Genomic DNA, 19,203 nt, shown 5'->3' on the forward strand with positions numbered 1-19,203 from the left:
GCCAGGCGCCCGTCTACCCCTCCGCCGCCGCCTGCGGGTTTCCCGTCGGCACGACCGACTGGACGATCGAGGAGTCCAGCGCCTCGTAGTCGTGGTAGCCGATGGTCGCGTAGAGCTCCGCGCGGGTCTGCATGCGATCAACCAGCCGATGGGCGCCGCCGTCGTCGCGGATATGGGCGTAGAGTCCCTCCTGGGCCTTGGCGGCGATCCGCAGCGCGCTGACCGGCCAGATCACCATCTTGTAGCCGAGGGCCTCGAACTCCGAGGCGGTCATGAAGGGCGTGCGGCCGAACTCCGTCATATTGGCCAGCAGCGGGACCTTCACCTCGGCGCGGAACTTCTCGAAGGCCTCGGCGTCGGTCAGGGCCTCGGGGAAGATGGCGTCGGCGCCGGCCTCGACGTAGAGCTTGGCCCGGGCGATCGCGCCGTCCAGCCCCTCGCGCTCGACCGCGTCGGTGCGGGCGACGATCTGCAGATGCCGGCGCGCCTTGGCGGCGGCGGCGATCTTGGCGGCCATGTCCTGCGGGGCCGCGAGCTTCTTGTCGTTGAGATGGCCGCACTTCTTGGGCAGCAGCTGGTCCTCGATCTGCACCGCCGCGCCGCCCGCCTCCTCGAAGGCGCGGACCATGTGCATGACGTTCAGGGCCTCGCCGAAACCGGTGTCGCCGTCCACCAGGATGGGCAGCTGCGTCACCCGGGCGATCTGGCGCAGGAAGAAGCAGACGTCGTCGATCGTCACCACGCCGAGGTCCGGCAGGCCCATGGAGGCCGACATCGCCGCGCCCGACAGATAGAGCGCCTCGAAGCCCGCGGCCTTGGCCTGCAGCCCCGACAGGCCGTTGTAGGCGCCGGGCATCTGCAGGATGCCGGGGCGTTCGAGCAGGCCGCGCAGGCGCAGGCCCGCCGGCTCGACAGCGAGGTTTTCGGCGACCAGGTAGGTCATCGCAGCTCCGAGAGGTCTGGGCCGGGCAAGTAAGGCGATGCCCGTTGGCGGGTCAGGTGAGCGCTTCCCCTACGACTGTCATCCCGGTTTCGCGCAGCGAAGACCGGGACCCATGCACACCGGCGAGCGAGAGCTTGTACGACGCGGCCGCGATCTGTCTTGAAACGCCGTGTTCTTGGGTCCCGGTCTTTTCGCTTCGCGAAAAACCGGGATGACAGTCGTAATGATGTTTCGTGCATCGCCCAGCTCACGTTTTGATCGCGAACGGGTCGCGGGCCTCGTCGGAGAAGTCGATCATCACGTTCTTGACCGTGGTGAACTCCAAGAGCCCCTGCTCGCCCCGCTCCCTCCCGAACCCGCTGTCCTTGATGCCGCCAAACGGCGCCTGGGCGGCCACCACGCGGTAGGTGTTCACCCAGACCACGCCCGTCCGCATGGCGTGGATCATCCGCATGGCGCGGGAGATGTCCCGGGTCCAGACGCCGGCGGCCAGGCCATATTGCGAGGCGTTGCCCATCTCGACCGCCTCGGCCTCCTCGTCGAAGGGGATGATCGAGAGCACCGGCCCGAAGATCTCCTCCTGGGCCACGCGCATGTCGTTGCGCACGTCGGCGAAGATGGTCGGCTTGATGAAGAAGCCCTTGGCGAGGTCGCCGTCGCGCGCCGCCCCGCCGCCGGCGACGAGCCGCGCGCCCTCGGTCTTGGCGCCTTCGATGAAGTCCAGGATGCGCCGGAACTGCGGCTCGTTGGCCGCCGTGCCCATCTCGGTCGCCGGATCGCGCGGATCGCCCAGCACGATCTTCTCCGCCCGCGCCGCCAGCCGGTCGACCATCTGCTCGTAGACCGGACGCTGCACCATGAGGCGCGAGCCCGCCACGCAGGTCTGGCCCGTGGCGCCGAAGATGCCGGCCAGGGCGCCGACCACCGCCTTGTCGATGTCGGCGTCGGCGAAGACGATGTTGGCCGACTTGCCGCCGAGCTCCAGCGTCACCGGACGAAGGTTGCGGCCCGCCATGGCGGCGATCTCGCGCCCGACCGCCGGGCTGCCGGTGAAGCTCACCTTGTCGACGCCGGGTGAGGCCACCAGAGCCTTGCCGACCCGCGCGTCGCCGGTGACGACGTTAACGACGCCAGGCGGGAAGCCCGCCTTCTCCACCAGCCTGCAGAACTCGAGCGTCGTGACCGAGGCGTGTTCGGACGGCTTGATGACCACGCAGTTGCCGGCGGCGAGCGCGGCCGGAACCTTGTTGGCCATCAGGGCGATCGGCGAATTCCAGGCGGTGATGGCGGCGATCACGCCGTAGGGCTCGCGCAGCGCCATATCCAGCATGCCGCGCTGATCGAGCGGGATGACGCTGCCGTAGATCTTGTCGGCGTAGCCGGCGAAGAAGCGGAAGACCCGCGCGGCATAGACCATCTGCGGGCGGGTCTCGCGGATCACCTTGCCGTTGTCGGTGGTCTCCAGAAGGCCCATCCGCTCGGCGTCGGCCTCCAGCAGATCGGCCAGGCGGTTGAGGAGCGTCGCGCGCTCCAGGCCCGTCGTGCGCCGCCAGGTGGTCTCATAGGCCCGGCGCGCCGCGGCCACGGCGGCGTCGACGTCCGCCCCGCCGGCCGACGGGACCTGCGCCCAGACCTCCTGGTTGAAGGGATTGACGGCCGAAAGGGTCTCGCCGGTCGAGCTGGCGCGCCAGGCGCCGTCGATGAACAGCTGATAGGTTTCGGCCAAGGAACAGGCTCCCGTCGGACGTCTGGAGGCTAGCCGCATCTTTCGCACCCGCGGCCAAAGTGTCAACAGTTGACTATCTGCGAACCGGCGTTCAGGGTGTCGCCGTCCTGCATAAGCAGGGGCCTTGCATATGCGCCGAGCGCCCCCTCAGTCGCTTCGCGACAGCTCCCCCGCTGCGCGGTGGAGCATCTTCGGCCCAGATCCTCCACCGCGCAGCGGGGGAGGTGGCTCGCGCAGCGAGACGGAGGGGGCGTTCGGCATACGCAGGAGCACAGGCTTTCGGACGGGAGGAAACGGTTTGAACGCAGTCGCCCCGGAGCCCGTTTCCCCCAGCCGCAGCCTGGCCAGGCTCGCCGTCGGCCTTCGCCTGGCCGACGTGCCCAATCCGGTCCGCGAGCGCGCCAAGCTGCACATTCTCGATGCGATCGGCCAGGGGTTCGCCTCCCACGCCTACGACTACGCGAGCCGCTCGATCGCCGGGGTCGAGGCCATCGGGGCCAGCGGCGCCTGCACGGTCCTGGGCCTGGCGCGGGGTTTCGAGGTGCGCGATGCGGCGCTGCTCAACGGGATCCTCGTCCACGGCCTCGACTTCGACGACACACACCTGGCCAGCATCATCCATCCGACCGCCACCAGCCTGCCGACCGCCCTGTCCCTCGGCGAGTTCCTTGACGTGAGCGGCGAGGACCTGCTGGCCGCCTTCCTGCTCGGCGCCGAGACCGGTATCCGCATCGGCGCGGCCGTCGACGGCGGCCTGCATCACGTCGGATTTCACGCAACCGGCATCGTGGCCCACTTCGCCTCGGCGGTCACGGCGGGCCGACTGCTGGGGCTCGGCGAGGACGAGATCGTCGCCGCCCAGGGCATCGCCGGAAGCACCGCCTCGGGCATCCAGGTCTTCCTCGAGGAAGGCGCCTGGACCAAGCGCTTCCATCCGGGCTGGGGCGCCGTGGCCGGCGTCACCGCCGCGCGCCTGGCGCAGCATGGCTTCAAGGGGCCTTCGCGTCCCTATGAAGGCCGCTTCGGCCTCTTCGAGACCCATCTTCAGCAGGAGGCGGCTCACGCCAAGACCGAGGCCCTGACGGCGAAGCTCGGCGAACTGTGGCGCTTCGGCGAAACCGCGCTCAAACCCTATCCCGTCTGCCACTTCATCCACGGCTGCGCCGATGCGGCGATCGAGCTGCACGCCGAGATCGCCGGCGCTGAGATCGCCTCGGTGCGCGCCTTCCTGCCGCAACCGACCCTGCACATCGTCGCCGAGCCCGCCGAGCAGAAGGAACGTCCGACCACTGACTACGAGGGCAAGTTCAGCGCCCAGTTCGTGATCGCGACCTGCCTGCTCAAGGGGGCGTTCGGCATGGCCGACCTCCTGCCGGAGGCCCTCGCCGATCCGGCGATCCGGGCGCTGACGGCGACGGTGAAGTGTTCGGCGGATCCGGAGACGGCCTTCCCAACCTACTTCTCCGGCGGCGTCGAAGTCACCTTGCGCGACGGACGGGTTGTGAAGCGCCACGTCAGGGTCAACAGCGGCGCCGGCGAGCGGTCGCTGACGACCGAGGCCGTGGTGGCGAAGTTCATGGGATCGGCGACCCTCACCCTGCCCGCCGCCAAGGCCGAGCGGGTCTGCGCGGCGGTGCTCGACCTCGACCGGATCTCGGCGCGCGAGCTGGCGGCGACCTTGCGCGGAGGCGACTGACCGCGCCGCCGATCAAGGCGGATACGCCATCCAATGGGAGGAGCCGGCATGGGAATTCATCTTCGCCTTCCCCTGTTCGTCAGCGGCGTCATGAACCTGTTCCTGCTGCAGCAGCTTGGCGTGATCCAGCCGGCGCTGGCGACGTCCTGCGCCTTTGGCCTGATGGGCGCGCTCGTGTGGGACGAGCTCCGCCAGCGGGAACGCGACGGCGAGAAGTAACCCTTCAACATGGGCCGACCTCGTTTCAGGTCCTGCAACGTCCCGACGGGTCCTTCGCGCCGAGCGCGATGTTCCTCGACAGCATCCCAAGGTAGTGTTGACTCTCGGCTTCAGCCTTGAGGTCCCGGAATGTCGATCACCGACTGGTTGTTGAACCCAACGGGCCTGACGCCGCATGGCTTCTGTTTGAGTTGGGCGCCAGGCCTGGTCGGGCTGCATGCCGCGTCAGACGCGGTGATCGGCCTGGCCTATTTCTCGATCCCCCTGGCCCTGGCCTCGTTCATCGGCCAACGACGGGACATCCAATACGGCTGGGTAGCCTATCTCTTCGTCGCCTTCATCATGGCCTGCGGCACGACCCACCTGCTCGCGATCCTCACCCTGTGGGTTCCGGCCTATGGCGTCGAGGGCTTGATCAAGGTGCTGACCGCCGTCCTGTCGATCGTCACCGCCGCGCTCCTGTGGCCGTTGATCCCCAAGGCCGTGGCCCTGCCCTCCGCCGCCCAGCTGGCGAGCCTCAATTCCCAGCTCACGACGACGATCGAGGAGCAGGCGCGCACCACCGCCCTGTTGCGTGAAAGCGAGACCAGGGTCCGTCAGTCCAACCTGGAGCTCGAAAGCCGGGTTGCGGAGAGGACCGCCGAGTTGCTGGAGGCGAATCTACAGTTGACCGATGCACTCGCGCAGCGCGATCTTCTTCTCCGCGAGGTCTACCATCGCGTGAAGAACAATCTTCAGACCGTCGACGGGCTAATCGTCATGCAGGCGCGGCAAGTTGTGGATCCCGAGGCGAAGAAGGGGCTCCTGAACCTGCGCAGCCGGATCTTCGCGCTGGGCCTCGTCCATCAACAGCTGATGGGGTCAGACGACCTCAAGACCTTCGATTTCGCGCCCTTCCTGCGGGAGCTCTCCGAGAATATCGTCGAGGGCGGCGCGGGAAGCGACGTGACCCTTTCCGTGGACGCCGTACCGCTGAACGTCGGCCTCGATTTCGCGATTCCGTTGGGCCTGCTGGTCACCGAGCTGGTGACGAACTCGCTCAAGCACGCCTTCCCCGATGGGAAGGGCGCCATCGACGTCCTCCTGCAGCGCAACGACGACGCCACCGTCGCGCTCGTCGTCGCCGACAATGGCGGCGGCGGCAAGACCGCGGCGCCCGCCAACGACGGCCGCCCGGCGCTGGGGACCAGCATCATTCGCGGCCTGGTGGCCCAGCTGAAGGGCACCATGGTCGTGCGACATGAGAACGGCACTCGCAGCGAGATTCACCTCCCGGCCCCGGTGACTGCATGAACGACCTGCAAACCTGCGTCCTCGTCGTCGAAGACGAGTTCCTGATCGCCCAGGGCCTCTGCCTGCAGGTGGAGGACATCGGCCTCGCCGTCTGCGGAACGGCGGCGACGGCCGACGACGCGGTCGCCGCGGCGCTCGCGCATCGGCCGATGTTCGTGCTGATGGACGTCCGCCTGCAGGGCCTGGAGGACGGCGTCGACGCCGCGCTGGCGATTCACGACCAGGTCGGCTCGAAGGTGATCTTCCTCACCGGTTCGCGGGAGCCTGCGACCCTGAACCGGATTGGGCTGGATCACCCGGCCGGCGTGTTGTTCAAGCCCGTGTCGGATCGTCAGCTCCGGACCGCCATCGAAGCGGCGGGCGCGTCTTAGTCGAGCGCGGGCGTGGCAGAAGCCGGCGGAGGGATGCGGCGGGATAGTGAGGGCGACCGCAGCCAGCGCGGCGAGGCGGCGTCGGCGAAGGCTTCCTCACCGCTAGCGAAGGTTGTAGTGTTTCCAGCACAACAGCTAAGGCGTGTGCCGTGGTATCCGCGGAATCGGCCAATCCGAACCTAGGGATCGAAACAACCAACCTGCCTCGCGCGGCCTGGGGCGTGCTGGTTCTCGGCGTCTTGATCTCCTGGCCGCTGCTGGCGATGGGCGACAAGAATTTCCCCGATCTGCACACCATTCTGGACACCAGCGTGGCGCTGCTGGCCGGCATGCTCGCCCTGGCGCTCTGGGATATGGGCCAGCACATCGGGCATCCGTTTCCCAAATGGCTGGCGACGTGTTTCGCGGTGACCTTCGTCCTGACGCTGGTCCACGTCCTGGTGACGGTCGAATGGTCGGGACAGCTTTCGGGCATCGCCCAGACGCGCGGCGTTCTGCGCCCCGCGACCTGGCCGCCGTCCATCCACGTCCTGTCCCTCGGCTTCGGTCTGTCCCTCTGGCGGCTGCTGCGCGGCGACGCCGGCGTGCTCAGCTTCAGCTTGTTGATGGCTGTGCTGGGCGTCGGCCTGCTCGCTCTCTTCCAGCTTACGCCGACCTACACCGCGCCGACGCTTGTCGGCGTCACGCGGCCGGCGCTGGCCGCCGCGCCCCTGCTCTCGGGGCTCGTCGCCATTCCAGCGTGGCTGATGCGCGACCGCGACCGGCTGCTTCGTCCGATCGCCTGGACCGCCGCCGTGCTGTGTATCGCCGATTTGGTGATCCTCTATTCGCGGGCGCCGCCCGACGGCCTCGCCATGGCCTCGCACGTGGGGCGGATCAGCGGCTTCCTCGTCCTGTTCCTGTCGGTGACGCAGATCGCCTCGCGGGACATGCTGCAGCGGATCCGCGCCGAGGCCGCGCTGGCCCAGGCGAACGCCGACCTCGATCGCCGCGTCCTGGAGCGAACCACCGAATTGACCGCGGCCAATGAGTCCCTCGGGCGCGAGATGGTGGTTCGCCAGGAGGCCGAAGACAAGGCCACGGCCCAGGTCGAACGGCTGTTCCTGCTGCACCAGATCACCCGCGCGATCGGCGAGCGGCAAGACCTCAACAGCATCTTCCAGATCGTCGTGCGCAGCGTCGAGGCCCAGCTTCCCGCCGACTTCGCCTGCCTGTGCCTGTATGACGACCTGGATCGCATCTTGACGGTGGCGGCTGTCGGCGTGGAGAGCCAGACCCTGGCGATGGGCCTCGCCCTGCCGGAGCGCGCCCGGGTGGACATCGACCAGAACGGGCTCTCCCGGTGCGTCCGCGGCCAGCTGGTCTACGAGGCCGACATCGCCGCGATCGACTTTCCCTTTCCCCAGCGCCTCGCCCGCGGCGGCCTGGGATCGATGGTGGCCGCGCCCCTGCAGATCGAGAGCAAGGTGTTTGGCGTCCTCGTCGTCGCCCGCTTCCGAGCGAACGGCTTCGTCAGCGGCGAGTGCGAGTTTCTGCGCCAACTGAGCGAACACGCCGCCCTGGCGGCGCACCAGGGTCAGCTGCACGGCGCCCTGCAGGACGCCTACGACGACCTTCGCCAGTCGCAGCAGGCCATACTGCAGCAGGAGCGTCTGCGTGCGCTCGGCCAGATGGCCAGCGGGATCGCCCACGACATCAACAACGCCCTCTCCCCGGTCGCCCTCTACACCGAGGCCATGATGGAAACCGAAACCGGCCTCAGCCCCACGGGGCGAAGCCAGCTCGAGGTGATCCAGCGCGCCGTCGAGGACGTCACCCACACCATCGCGCGCATGAAGGAGTTCTATCGGCAGCGCGAGACCCAGCTCGAGCTGGCGCCCGTCCGCCTGGAGGAGCTGGTCCATCAGGTCCTCGACCTCACACGCGCCCGTTGGAGCGACATGGCGGTGCAGCGGGGCGCCGTCATCAAGGTTCAAACCGAGCTGCGCCCGAACGCCCCGGCGATTCTGGGGGTGGAGAGCGAAATCCGCGAGGCCTTGATCAACCTGGTGCTCAACGCGGTCGACGCCATGCCCGAGGGCGGAACCTTGGCCTTGAGGACCCGGCTGGCGGGCGGCGACGCGAACGGCCGCGGGCTCAAGACCTTGGGGATCGAGGTCGCGGACGACGGGGTCGGCATGGACGCCGAAACGCACCGGCGCTGCCTGGAGCCCTTCTTCACCACCAAGGGCGAACGCGGCACCGGCCTCGGGCTCGGCATGGTCTACGGCGTGGCGCAACGGCACGGCGCAGAGATGGACGTGCGGTCGACCCCCGGCGTGGGGACGGTCGTCAGCCTGGCCTTTCCGGTCCCGGAATCGCCGCCCGCCGCGTCGCCCGGGGGCGCGACCGCCGCGGCCACGACCGCCCGGCTGCGCCTGCTCATCGTCGACGATGACCCGGTCCTGCTGAAGGCTCTTCGCGAGATCCTGGAACAGGACGGTCACGTGGTGACGGCCGCCAACGGCGGGCGCGCGGCCATCGAGGCATTTGACGTTGGCGGCGGGCGGGACAGCTATTTCGCCGCTGTGATCACCGACCTTGGAATGCCCTACGTCGACGGAAGAAAGGTCGCGGCCGAGATCAAGGCGATGTCGCCGACGACGCCCGTGCTACTGCTGACCGGCTGGGGCCAGGGGTTCATTGCTGAGGCGGACATGCCGCCGCATGTGGACCAGGTGCTCAGCAAACCGCCGAAGATCCGGGAAATTCGGGCGGCCCTGGCCCAGCAGTGCATGGAGCCCAGCCATGGCTGAACCCGCTCGGCCTCGCATTGCGATCGTCGACGACCAGGCGGCGAACGTGGCGGCGCTTTGCCAGACCCTGGCTGAGCGGGGATACGACCCCATCGGCTTCACGGACGGCGGCTCGGCGCTGAGCGCACTGCAGGATGGCGGCTTCGAAGTCCTGCTGACGGACCTGGCCATGCCGGGCATGGGCGGGGTCGAGCTGTTGCGGCTCGCCCAGGAGCGCGATCCCGACCTGGTGGGCGTGATCATGACGGGCGAAGCCTCCGTCTCGACGGCGGTGGAGGCGATGAAGACCGGCGCTCTGGACTACGTCCTCAAGCCGCTCAAGCTCAGCACCATCCTGCCGGTCCTCTCACGGGCGATGGCGGTGCGGCGGCTGAGGCTCGAAAAGGCCGAGCTCGAGCGGCGCGTTCACGAGCGCACGCAGGCGCTCGAGGCGGCGCTGCGGCGCGTCGAGGAACAGACCGCCGAGCGGATCAAGGCGGAACACGCCCTGGTGCAGGCGCAAAAGCTGGAGACGATCGGGCGGATCACCGGCGGCGTCGCGCACGACTTCAACAACCTGCTGATGGCGGTTGACGGGGCGTTCCGACTTCTTGACCGGCGCCTGGAGCCCGGCCACCCGTGCCGACGGTATATCGACGCCGGCCTCCAGGCGACGCAGCGGGGGGTCAAGGTGACCGGCCAGCTGCTGGCCTTCTCAAGAACCCAGAAACTGGATCTGCAACCCACGGACCTGAGCTCGGTGCTTCGCGGCGGGGCGCCGATGATCGCCCACGCCCTGGGTCCGACAATCTCGTTCAACCTGGTCCTGCCGGAAGGCGAGGCGTGGGCCACCACCGACGCCGATCAGCTGGAGCTGGCGCTCGTCAACCTGGCGTTAAACGCCCGCGACGCCATGCCCGAGGGCGGCGCCGTCGTGCTTGGCTTGGCCGTGAATGAAACGCCCGGCGCAGCTCCGGTCTGGCGCGTGTGGATGAGCGACACCGGGCATGGCATGCCGCAAGACGTGGCCGTGCGCGCCGTGGAGCCGTTCTACACCACCAAGGAAAAGGGCAAGGGAACCGGCCTGGGCCTGGCGCAGGTCTATGGCTTCGCCCGCCAGTGCGGCGGCGACGTCGCGATCGACAGCATGCCCGGCGCCGGCGCCACCGTGGAGATCCAACTGCCGTCGACGCAGCCCCGGCCCAGGTCGGCCGAACGCGCGGCCAAGAGCCAGCCTGAAAACCCGGCCTACGGAGATCAAGGAAGCTCTCAGCGGATTTTGGTCGTGGACGACGACGATGCGGTCCGCATGGTTCTCGCCGACGGACTGCGCCTGGACGGTTTTCAGGTCTTTGAGGCGGCGGACGGCCCGAGCGGCCTCGCTCTGATGGAGCGCCAATCGCTCGATGCCGTCGTCCTCGATTTCGCCATGCCGGGAATGAACGGCGCAGAGCTGGCCAAACGGGTCCGCGCCCTTCGGCCCGGATTGCCCGTGGCCTTCTGCAGCGGCTATGCGGACACCTTGGCGCTGGAGGACGTGCAGGACGCCATCGTCCTGCGCAAGCCTATCGCGGTCTCCACGCTCGGGCGCGCCGTCGCCGACCTGCTCGCGAAATCGGCTGCGTGAGCGCGCCGGCTGTCGCCCAGGGTCATGGCGAGCCTGTTGATCTGTCTCTCGGGGATTCGCGGCCTGCGCCGGGCGCATGGCCGAAAGCGCGGCGAAAGACGCGGGCGAAGTGGCTGCCGTTCGAAAAACCGCAGGCGATGGCGACGTCGGTCACCGACAGGCCGGTCGTGCGCAGCAGCTGGCTCGCCTGCTCGAGCCGGATGCGGAGGTAGATCCCGGCGACCGTGCTCTTGAGGTGGGTCCGGAACAGACGTTCGAGCTGGCGCACCGAAACGCCGGCCCGAGCGGCGAGCTCGTCGCGGCTGTGCGGGTCCTCGACCGCCGCCTCCATCGCCGCCAGCGCCCGGAGCGTTCCGTCGTGGCGCACTCCGTAGCGATCCCGCAGGCTCAGCCGCTGCGATCGTTCAGCCCGGCGCGATTCCGTGCGGATGAACCATTCGCCGACCCGGCCCGCCAGGGCGTGGCCCTGGTCGCGTTCGATCAGCTCGATGGCCAGGTCGAGCCCGGCCGTGCCGCCGGCGCAAGTCATCCGCCGGCCGTCGATCACATAGAGGCCGTCCTCCAGCGCCAGCCCCGGGAAGTCCTCGCGGAAGGCGGCCGCGTGCTCCCAGTGGATGGTGGCGCGGCGGCCTTCGAGCAGGCCGGCGCGGGCCAGCAGATAGGGGCCGCCGGAGACGCCGGCCAGGCCGACGCCGCGGCCGGCCATCTGCCGCAGCCAGGCGAAGGTCGCCGGGTCGTCGAAGGTCGTCGGATCGCCGCCCGCGAAGACGAAGAGCAGGTCGCAATCCAGCGCCTCGCCCACCTTGGCGTCCGCCAGGATGGCCGCGCCATTGGACGCCCGCGCCGCCTCGCCGCCGACGCAGACGTGGGTCCAGCTGTAGAGTTCGGCGCCGGCCAGGTTGTTGGCCGCGCGGAAGGGCTCCACCACCGCCGCATAGGAAAGCAGCGCAAACCCATCGACCAGCAGCAGGCCGAGCGTGCGGGGGGCAGATGTCGCAAAGCGGCTCATCCATGTCGTTTTCAGGCGCGCGCGGCGATCGGGTCAAGCTTAGGTTTCTCGACAGGCAAATCGTTTTCGTGATTGGCGACGTCGGCCTTGCGCTACTCGATCCTCAGTCTCGCCCGCAACGCCCTGTCTGGGAACCGCGGCTGGCGGCCGGCCTGGCGCGCGGCCGAGCCGCGCGACGGCTACGACGTCGTCATCATCGGCGGCGGCGGCCACGGCCTGGCCACCGCCTTCTACCTGGCGAAGAACCACGGCCTGACCCGCGTGGCGGTGCTGGAGAAGGGCTGGATCGGCGGCGGCAACGTCGGCCGCAACACCACCATCATCCGCTCCAACTACGGCCTGCCGGGCAACGAGCCCTTCTACGAATGGTCGATGAAGCTCTGGGAAGGGCTGGAGCAGGCGCTGAACTACAACGCCATGGTCAGCCAGCGCGGCGTGCTGAACCTCTATCACTCCGACGCCCAGCGCGACGGCTTCGCCCGCCGCGGCAACGCCATGCGCCTGCACGGCGTCGACTCCGAACTGCTGGACAGGGAGGCGGTGCGCCGGATGGCCCCTTTCCTCAACTACGACCAGGCGCGGTTTCCCATTCAGGGGGGGCTGCTCCAGGCGCGCGGCGGCACGGCGCGGCACGACGCGGTGGCCTGGGGCTATGCGCGCGGGGCTTCCGACCTTGGCGTCGACATCATCCAGAACTGCGAGGTCGTGGGCTTCCTGCGGGACGGGTCCGGCGCGGTCGCCGGGGTCGAGACCACCCGGGGCGCCATCCGCGCCGGCAAGATCGGCATGGCGGTGGCCGGGAACACCTCTCGGGTCGCGGCGCTGGCGGGCGTGAAGCTGCCGATCGAGAGCCACGTCCTGCAGGCCTTCGTCAGCGAGGCGCTGAAGCCTGTGATCCCGGGCGTCATCACCTTCGGGGCCGGCCATTTCTACATCAGCCAGTCGGACAAGGGCGGCCTGGTCTTCGGCGGCGATATCGACGGCTACAACAGCTACGCCCAGCGCGGAAACCTGCCGGTCGTCGAGGACGTCTGCGAGGGCGGCATGGCGGTGATGCCGATGATCGGCCGCGCGCGCCTGCTGCGCAGCTGGGGCGGCGTCATGGACATGTCGATGGACGGCTCGCCGATCATCGACCGCACGCCCGTCCCCGGCCTCTATCTCAACGCCGGCTGGTGCTACGGCGGCTTCAAGGCGACGCCCGCCTCGGGCTGGTGCTTCGCCCACCTCTTGGCGACCGACCTGCCGCACGCGACGGCGACCGCCTACCGCCTCGACCGGTTCCGCACCGGCCATCTCATCGACGAGAAGGGCCAGGGCGCCCAACCCAACCTGCACTGAGGCCCATGCGCATCCCCTGCCCCTTTTGCGGAGACCGTGACGCCCAGGAGTTCGTCTATCGGGGAGACGCCAGCCCGGTCCGGCCGACCGAGGCGGCCGGGGTCTACGACTACGTCTACCTGCGCGAGAACCCGGCCGGCCCGCTGCGCGAGCACTGGTATCACGCCCAGGGCTGCCGCAACTGGCTGGTGGTGACCCGCGACACCCGGACCCACGAGATCTTCGGCGCCGAGTTCGCCAAGGCCGCCGTCCCATGAGCCGCCTCGCCCAGGGCGGCCTGATCGACCGCGCCGCGCCGCTGGAATTCACCTTCGACGGCCGCAGGCTCAGCGGCTATGCGGGCGACACCCTGGCCTCGGCCCTGGTGGCCAACGACGTGCGCCGGGTCGGCCGCAGCTTCAAATACCACCGGCCGCGCGGGATCCTGACCGCCGGGTCGGAAGAGCCGAACGCGCTGGTCACCCTGCGCAGCGGGGCCCGCGCCGAGCCCAACACCCGCGCCACCACCACCCCGCTGTTCGACGGGCTGGAGGCCAGGAGCCAGAACCGCTGGCCGACCCTCGCCTTCGACCTGATGGCGGTGAACCAGCTGGCCGCACCGCTGCTGGGGGCCGGCTTCTACTACAAGACCTTCATGTGGCCGGCCGCCTTCTGGGAGAAGGTCTACGAGCCGCTGATCCGCCGCGCGGCGGGTCTCGGCGCGCTCTCCGGCCTGCCCGATCCCGACAGCTACGACCGCGAGCACGGCTTCTGCGACCTGCTGGTGATCGGCGGCGGGCCGGCCGGGTTGACGGCGGCCCTGACCGCCGGGCGGGCGGGCCTGCGGGTGATCCTCGCCGACGAAGACTATGTGCTGGGCGGCCGGCTGCTGGCCGAGCGTCAGGTCATCGACGACGCGCCCGCGGTGGACTGGGCCCGCGCCGCGGCGGCGGAGCTTACCGCACTGCCCAATGTACGCCTGCTGACCCGGACCTCGGTCTTCGGGGTCTACGACGGCGAGTACGGCGCGGTGGAGCGGCTCGCCGACCACCTGCCGACGCCCGCGCCCGGCCAGCCGCGCCAGCGGCTCTGGAAGATCGTCGCCAGGCGCTCAGTGCTCGCCGCCGGCGCCATCGAACGGCCGCTGGTGTTCGGCGGCAACGACCGGCCCGGCGTGATGATGGCCGGGGCGGTCTCCGCCTATCTCAACCGCTTCGCCGCAGCGCCCGGCCGGCGCGCCGTGGTCTTCACCTGCACCGACAGCGGCTGGTCGACCGCCGAGGACCTGCTGGCCGCCGGGATCGAGGTCGCGGCTGTCGTGGACTCGCGCAGCGAAAAGCCTGCCGTCGCCGACCGGATCGCCGCGCGCGGCGTCGCCATCCACTTCGGCGCGGTCGTCGCCGACGTCCAAGGCGCGCCGATGAAGAGCCTGGAGATCCGCACCCAGGCGGGCAGCCGCATCCGGCTGGCGGCAGACCTGCTCGCCATGTCCGGCGGGTGGAATCCGGCGATCGGCCTGGGCGCCAACCTCGGTGCGCGCCCCGCCTGGTCGGAGGATCTGCAGACCTTCCTGCTCGACGCCCCGCCGCCGGGCCTCAGCGCCGCCGGCGCGGCCGCCGGAGCGTTTGCGCTCGGCGCCATCCTGGCCGACGGTGCGCGGCAGGCGGCGCTGGCGATGGCCGACCTCGGCCGCGCCGCGCTCGCGCCGCCGCTCCCGAAGACCGCCGACCAGCCGGTCGCGGCCAGGCCGCTCTGGCACGTGAAGGAAAGCCGCACCAAGGCGTTCGTCGATTTCCAGCACGACGTGACGGCCGACGACGTCAGCCTGGCCGCCCAGGAAGGCTTCGTCTCGGTCGAGCACCTGAAGCGCTACACCACGCTCGGCATGGCCACCGACCAGGGCAAGACCAGCCAGCTCAACGGCCACGCCCTGCTGGCCGCGGCGACCGGCAAGTCGATCGCCGAGGCCGGCGCCATCCTCTCGCGCCCGCCCTATGTCCCGGTCGCCATCGGCGTCTTCGCCGGCTGTCATCGAGACCAGCACTTCCGGCCCGAGCGGCGCACCGCCGGCCATGGCTGGGCCGAAGAACAGGGCGCGAGCTTCGTCGACGCCGGCCAGTGGAAACGCGCCCAGTGGTTCGGATCCGGCGACTGGCAGACGATCGTCAACGCCGAGGTGGGCGCTGTCCGCAGCGGCGTCGGCGTCTGCGACGTCTCCACCCTGGGCAAGATCGAGGTGCAGGGGCCGGACGCCGGCGTCCTGCTCGACCGGCTCTACATCAACACCTTCTCGACGCTCGCGGTCGGCCGCGCCCGCTACGGGGTGATGCTGCGCGAGGACGGCTTCGTCCTGGACGACGGCACGACCTCGCGGTTCGCCGAGGACCGCTTCTTCCTCACCACCACCACGGTCAACGCCGCGCGGGTGATGCAGCACATCGACTTCTGCCGACAGGTGCTGTGGCCCGACCTCGACGTCCAGGCGACCTCGGTCACCGAGCAGTGGGCGACCTACGCCGTGGCCGGGCCGCGCTCGCGCGAGCTGCTGCAGGGACTGCTGCCGGACGTGGATCTGACCAACGCGGCCTTCCCCTACATGGCGGCGGCCGAGATCCGCTGGCGCGGCGCGCCGGCGCGGCTCTACCGCCTCTCCTTCTCCGGCGAGCTAGCCTACGAGATCAGCGCCCCGGCCAGCGCCGGCGACGCTCTGGTCCGCGCCCTGTTCGACGCCGGCCGCGAGCTGGGCGTGGTTCCCTACGGGACCGAGACGCTTGGCGTCATGCGCATCGAGAAGGGCCATGCGGCGGGCAATGAGCTGAACGGCCAGACCACCGCCGGCGACCTCGGCCTGGGCCGCATGATGTCGAAGAAAAAGGATTACATCGGCCGGGTGATGGCCCAGCGCCCGGCGCTGACCGATCCTGCCCGGCCCTGCCTCGTCGGTCTTGCGCCGGTCGACCCAGGCATGCGGATCCGCGCCGGCGCGCATCTGCTGGCCAGGGGCGCAGCGCCGGTCGCGGCGAACGACGAGGGCTATGTCACCTCGGCGGCCTTCTCGCCGACGCTGGGCCATCCGGTGGCGCTGGCCCTGCTGGCGCGCGGCGCCGAGCGTCACGGCGAGCGGATCACGGTGCACGATCCCGTCCGCGGCGCCGATGTCGAGGCCGAGGTCCGCCATCCCGTCTTCGTCGATCCGGAAGGAGCACGGCTCCGTGGCTGAGCGGCTGACGATCCAGGAGCGCAAAGGCTTCGGCCTGGCCACGGTGATGGCGCGCAAGGGCGTCAGCGCGGCGATGATCGCCGAGGCCCTGGGCGTGCCGGCCGTCGACGGGCCGACCTTGAGCCGCGCCGGCGGGCTCACCCTGCTGGGGACCGGCCCCGGCGCCTGGCTCTGCCTGCGCGAGGACAGGCCTGAAGATCATGCGGCCCGCCTGCGCGAGGCCTTGGGCCCGCTGGCGTCCGTGTCCGACCAATCCGGCGGCTATCAGATCCTGCGGCTCTCCGGTCCGGCGGCGCGCACGCTCCTGCAGCGCGGCGCGGCGATCGACCTGCACCCGTCCGCCTTCGCGCCCGGCGCGGTCGCCACAACGGTCATCGCCCACATCGGCGTCATCCTCTGGCAGCTGGACGAGACCCCGACCTACGAGGTCGCCCTCTTCCGCAGCTACGCCGCCAGCTTCGGCCATTGGCTCGAGGCCGCCGTCGGCGCCCTCTAATTTCTATCCGGAAGAAATTACCATGACCGACGCGGTCTTCCTGCTCACCCTGAGCTGTCCGAACCAGCCCGGCATCGTCGCCCGGGTAACCGCCGAGATCTTCCAGTATCGCGGCGACATCGAGGAGGCGCACCAGTTCGACGACAAGGAGACCGGGCGGTTCTTCACCCGCATCGTCTTCACCCTGCCCGAGTCCAAGGACGGCCTGCGCCTGGTCGAAAGCTTCCGGCCAATCGCCGACCACTACCGGATGAGCTGGTCGATCCGTCCGCAGGCGGAGAACCGCAAGGTCCTGATCCTGGCGTCGAAGTTCGACCACTGCCTGGTCGACCTGCTCTACCGCCATCGGATCGGCGAGCTGAAGATGGAGGTGGTGGGCGTGATCTCCAACCACCCGCGCGAAACCTACGGCGGCGGCGATCTCGGCGCGATCGCCTTCCACCACCTGCCGGTGACCAAGGAGACCAAGGCCCAGCAGGAGGCGCAGATCAAGGCCATCGTCGAGGCGACCGGCGCCGAGCTGGTGGTGCTGGCGCGCTACATGCAGATCCTGTCCGACGACCTGGCGGCCTGGCTCGCCGGCCGCTGCATCAACATCCACCACAGCTTCCTGCCCGGCTTCAAAGGCGCGCGGCCCTACCACCAGGCCCACGCGCGCGGGGTGAAGCTGATCGGCGCCACCGCCCACTATGTCACCGCCGACCTCGACGAGGGCCCGATCATCGAACAGGACGTCGAGCGGATCAGCCACCACGACACCCCCGACGACCTCGTCCGCAAGGGCCGCGACATCGAGCGCCGGGTGCTGGCCCGCGCGGTCGCCTTCCACCTCGACGGCCGGGCGATGGTCAACGGCCGCAAGACGGTGGTCTTCCGCGACTGAGCTATCGGACAGCGCGACCGACCGCTTCCATATGTTCGGCGGTCGGACGGGCCCGGAAACGAACAGTTGCGACCAGGCCTTCTGGTTTGAAGTCCAAAAGCGCCCCGCCTTCCAGGTCGCCGCGGGCGAGCCGATCGATAAGTTTGCTGCCGAACCCCAACCGGGGTGGCGGCGACACTGGCGGGCCCCCGTGCTCGCGCCAGATCAACTCCCCCCGGCCCCCGTCGCTCCGCCACTCGACACCGATCGCGCCGCCGCCGGAGAGCGCGCCATACTTGGCGGAATTGGTCGCGAGCTCATGGATGATCATGCCGAGGCTTACGGCCTGCGCCGCGCCAAGGGTGAGTGGGGGGCCATGGGTCGCGAACCTCTGCTCGTCGTAGGGAACGATCTCGGCGGAGACGATTGAGCGCACGTCGACGCTGGCCCAACTGTTGCGCGAAAGCAGCTCGTGCGTGCGCCCAAGAGCGATGACCCGGCCTTGAAAGGCGGCCAAGAAGTCCTGGAGGCTTGTCGAGCTGCGCGCGGTCTGGCGAGCGATGGATTGCACGGTCGCGAGATTGTTCAGCACCCTGTGGTTCAGCTCCTGAACCAACAGCGACTGTCGGTGTTCGCCCTCGGATAGTTTCCAGAGCGCATTGCGGAGCATCGCCGCGCAGAGCGCCCCGATCGACACATTGCTCACGAACACGAGGAAGCCAAGGGTGGCGCTCCACTCCAGCTGCGCAAGATTGTTCTGGGGTAGGAAGAGGAACCAGGCGGCCGACGCCGACAGCGCCGTGGCGATCAGCCCCGCCCCCAAGCCGCCGAGTCCGCCAGCTAGGGCCACCCCCAAAAAATAGGTGATGTACGGGTATTCGCTGCCGAACACGGGGTCGAGCGCCAGCCGGACGGCGGTCGCCAGTGTTGCGAAGCCGACACCCCAGGCTGCGGCGCCGGCCAGGGTCGGCCGCCGCTCCAGCAGGACACGCCGCAATCGCGCCAGCGCTCCAGGTTTTGCGCTCTGCAGCAGGAAGTTGAAGCTCGGGCCGATCGCGCCGGCCTGCTCGGAGCCGGTGAGGTTCAAAACGCTCCCGTTGGCGACAACAAACGGGTCGCTGTGAACTTTAGAGTCGGTGAAGACCCCTGCCATTCGGATCATGCGAGCGGCGGCTGCGAAGGGGCCAAGGACCCTCCGAAATGCTTCGGTCGAAGCCTTGAACGGCTTCTGCTCGAGCGATTTCGTGACGAGCTTTTGCACCTATGGCCCCGAGCGAGCGGCAATGCTTGTTCTTCAAATCCGCGCCGCGGAGAGGCTGCGCGCAAAAACCCCTAACACATGTTTTGGGAGAGCGTTCCATCGACGGCAACCACAGCGGGAGTAGTTCCGGCTGACCATCCAGGCGCTCGTGGCGTCGCCGTCGACCAGGGTGCCGTCGAGGTCGAAAACGATCAAAGCCGGCGCCTGCATGATCTCACGGTACACAGGGCGGCTCGCAGAGAAAGGCCCGCTCTGGGTCACGAACGCGGGCTGCTGAAGGCTCGACCAGACCTCCACGCGCGTACGTTCACGAGAACGTGGGCGCGACTCGCCGGGGTCGGTCGCCTAGGTTGCCGGCCAAAGAAAAACAGAACGACCAGGGAGAA

15 protein-coding genes are annotated in these 19,203 nt (G+C 69.4%); 11 read left to right on the forward strand and 4 right to left on the reverse strand.

The annotated features are described in order from the left end of the window. Window positions 1–13: 13 nt before the first annotated feature. Both prpB and ACSQ2B_RS14950 read right to left on the reverse strand, forming a co-directional pair. Complete coding sequence (prpB, locus tag ACSQ2B_RS14945) at window positions 14–943, reverse strand: methylisocitrate lyase (protein ID WP_436050967.1); 930 nt, start codon at window positions 941–943, stop codon at window positions 14–16. A 247-nt stretch (window positions 944–1,190) separates the two neighbouring features. Further along, window positions 1,191–2,669 carry an aldehyde dehydrogenase gene (locus ACSQ2B_RS14950; protein WP_436050969.1) on the reverse strand — a complete coding sequence of 493 codons (1,479 nt, stop codon included), beginning with the start codon at window positions 2,667–2,669 and terminating at the stop codon, window positions 1,191–1,193. A 298-nt stretch (window positions 2,670–2,967) separates the two neighbouring features. On the opposite strand from ACSQ2B_RS14950, the gene ACSQ2B_RS14955 reads away from it, so the two are divergent. The 6 genes from ACSQ2B_RS14955 to ACSQ2B_RS14980 all read left to right on the forward strand — a co-directional run bounded on the left by ACSQ2B_RS14955 (window position 2,968) and on the right by ACSQ2B_RS14980 (window position 10,649). After that, a complete protein-coding gene (locus ACSQ2B_RS14955; RefSeq protein ID WP_436050970.1) occupies window positions 2,968–4,365 on the forward strand; it encodes an MmgE/PrpD family protein in 1,398 nt (465 codons plus the stop codon). Window positions 4,366–4,413: 48 nt separating this feature from the next. Continuing rightward, window positions 4,414–4,584, forward strand: a complete 171-nt coding sequence (locus ACSQ2B_RS14960; RefSeq protein WP_436050972.1) for a hypothetical protein — start codon at window positions 4,414–4,416, stop codon at window positions 4,582–4,584. Window positions 4,585–4,713: 129 nt separating this feature from the next. Continuing rightward, entirely contained in the window at window positions 4,714–5,877 is a 1,164-nt protein-coding gene (locus ACSQ2B_RS14965; protein ID WP_436050973.1) for a sensor histidine kinase, read from the forward strand. After that, window positions 5,874–6,248, forward strand: a complete 375-nt coding sequence (locus ACSQ2B_RS14970; protein ID WP_436050975.1) for a response regulator — start codon at window positions 5,874–5,876, stop codon at window positions 6,246–6,248. Before ACSQ2B_RS14965 ends, ACSQ2B_RS14970 begins: the two co-directional genes overlap by 4 nt. Before the next feature lie 149 nt (window positions 6,249–6,397). After that, the gene (locus tag ACSQ2B_RS14975; RefSeq protein WP_436050976.1) at window positions 6,398–9,043 is read left to right on the forward strand and encodes a hybrid sensor histidine kinase/response regulator; all 2,646 of its coding nucleotides are present in this window, start codon (window positions 6,398–6,400) and stop codon (window positions 9,041–9,043) included. Next, window positions 9,036–10,649 (forward strand): response regulator, encoded by a 1,614-nt coding sequence (locus ACSQ2B_RS14980; protein ID WP_436050978.1) that lies wholly within the window; start codon window positions 9,036–9,038, stop codon window positions 10,647–10,649. Before ACSQ2B_RS14975 ends, ACSQ2B_RS14980 begins: the two co-directional genes overlap by 8 nt. 22 nt (window positions 10,650–10,671) lie before the next feature. Here the strand turns inward: ACSQ2B_RS14980 and ACSQ2B_RS14985 are convergent, their stop codons facing one another. Then, complete coding sequence (locus ACSQ2B_RS14985) at window positions 10,672–11,658, reverse strand: GlxA family transcriptional regulator (RefSeq protein WP_436050980.1); 987 nt, start codon at window positions 11,656–11,658, stop codon at window positions 10,672–10,674. Window positions 11,659–11,745: 87 nt separating this feature from the next. Between ACSQ2B_RS14985 and ACSQ2B_RS14990 the strand changes: the two genes are divergently transcribed. The 5 genes from ACSQ2B_RS14990 to purU are packed head-to-tail and all read left to right on the forward strand — an operon-like array spanning window position 11,746 to window position 17,577. Continuing rightward, window positions 11,746–12,999: a sarcosine oxidase subunit beta family protein gene (locus tag ACSQ2B_RS14990; RefSeq protein ID WP_436050982.1), complete on the forward strand. Its 1,254-nt coding sequence runs from the start codon at window positions 11,746–11,748 to the stop codon at window positions 12,997–12,999. Between the two features lie 5 nt (window positions 13,000–13,004). After that, on the forward strand, window positions 13,005–13,256 hold the full coding sequence (locus ACSQ2B_RS14995; protein ID WP_436050984.1) for a sarcosine oxidase subunit delta: 252 nt from the start codon (window positions 13,005–13,007) through the stop codon (window positions 13,254–13,256). Then, window positions 13,253–16,198, forward strand: coding sequence for a sarcosine oxidase subunit alpha family protein (locus ACSQ2B_RS15000; RefSeq protein WP_436050985.1), 2,946 nt, complete (start codon window positions 13,253–13,255; stop codon window positions 16,196–16,198). The genes ACSQ2B_RS14995 and ACSQ2B_RS15000 overlap by 4 nt, the downstream gene beginning before the upstream one ends. After that, on the forward strand, window positions 16,191–16,694 hold the full coding sequence (locus ACSQ2B_RS15005; protein ID WP_436050987.1) for a sarcosine oxidase subunit gamma: 504 nt from the start codon (window positions 16,191–16,193) through the stop codon (window positions 16,692–16,694). The genes ACSQ2B_RS15000 and ACSQ2B_RS15005 overlap by 8 nt, the downstream gene beginning before the upstream one ends. A gap of 22 nt (window positions 16,695–16,716) precedes the next feature. After that, entirely contained in the window at window positions 16,717–17,577 is an 861-nt protein-coding gene (purU, locus tag ACSQ2B_RS15010; protein WP_436050988.1) for a formyltetrahydrofolate deformylase, read from the forward strand. Between the two features lies 1 nt (window position 17,578). Here purU and ACSQ2B_RS15015 read toward each other — a convergent pair whose 3' ends face one another. Next, window positions 17,579–18,817: a sensor histidine kinase gene (locus tag ACSQ2B_RS15015; protein WP_436050989.1), complete on the reverse strand. Its 1,239-nt coding sequence runs from the start codon at window positions 18,815–18,817 to the stop codon at window positions 17,579–17,581. Window positions 18,818–19,203 lie beyond the last annotated feature (386 nt).

This window comes from Phenylobacterium sp. LjRoot225, assembly GCF_964252855.1.
Taxonomy (GTDB): Bacteria; Pseudomonadota; Alphaproteobacteria; order Caulobacterales; family Caulobacteraceae; genus Phenylobacterium.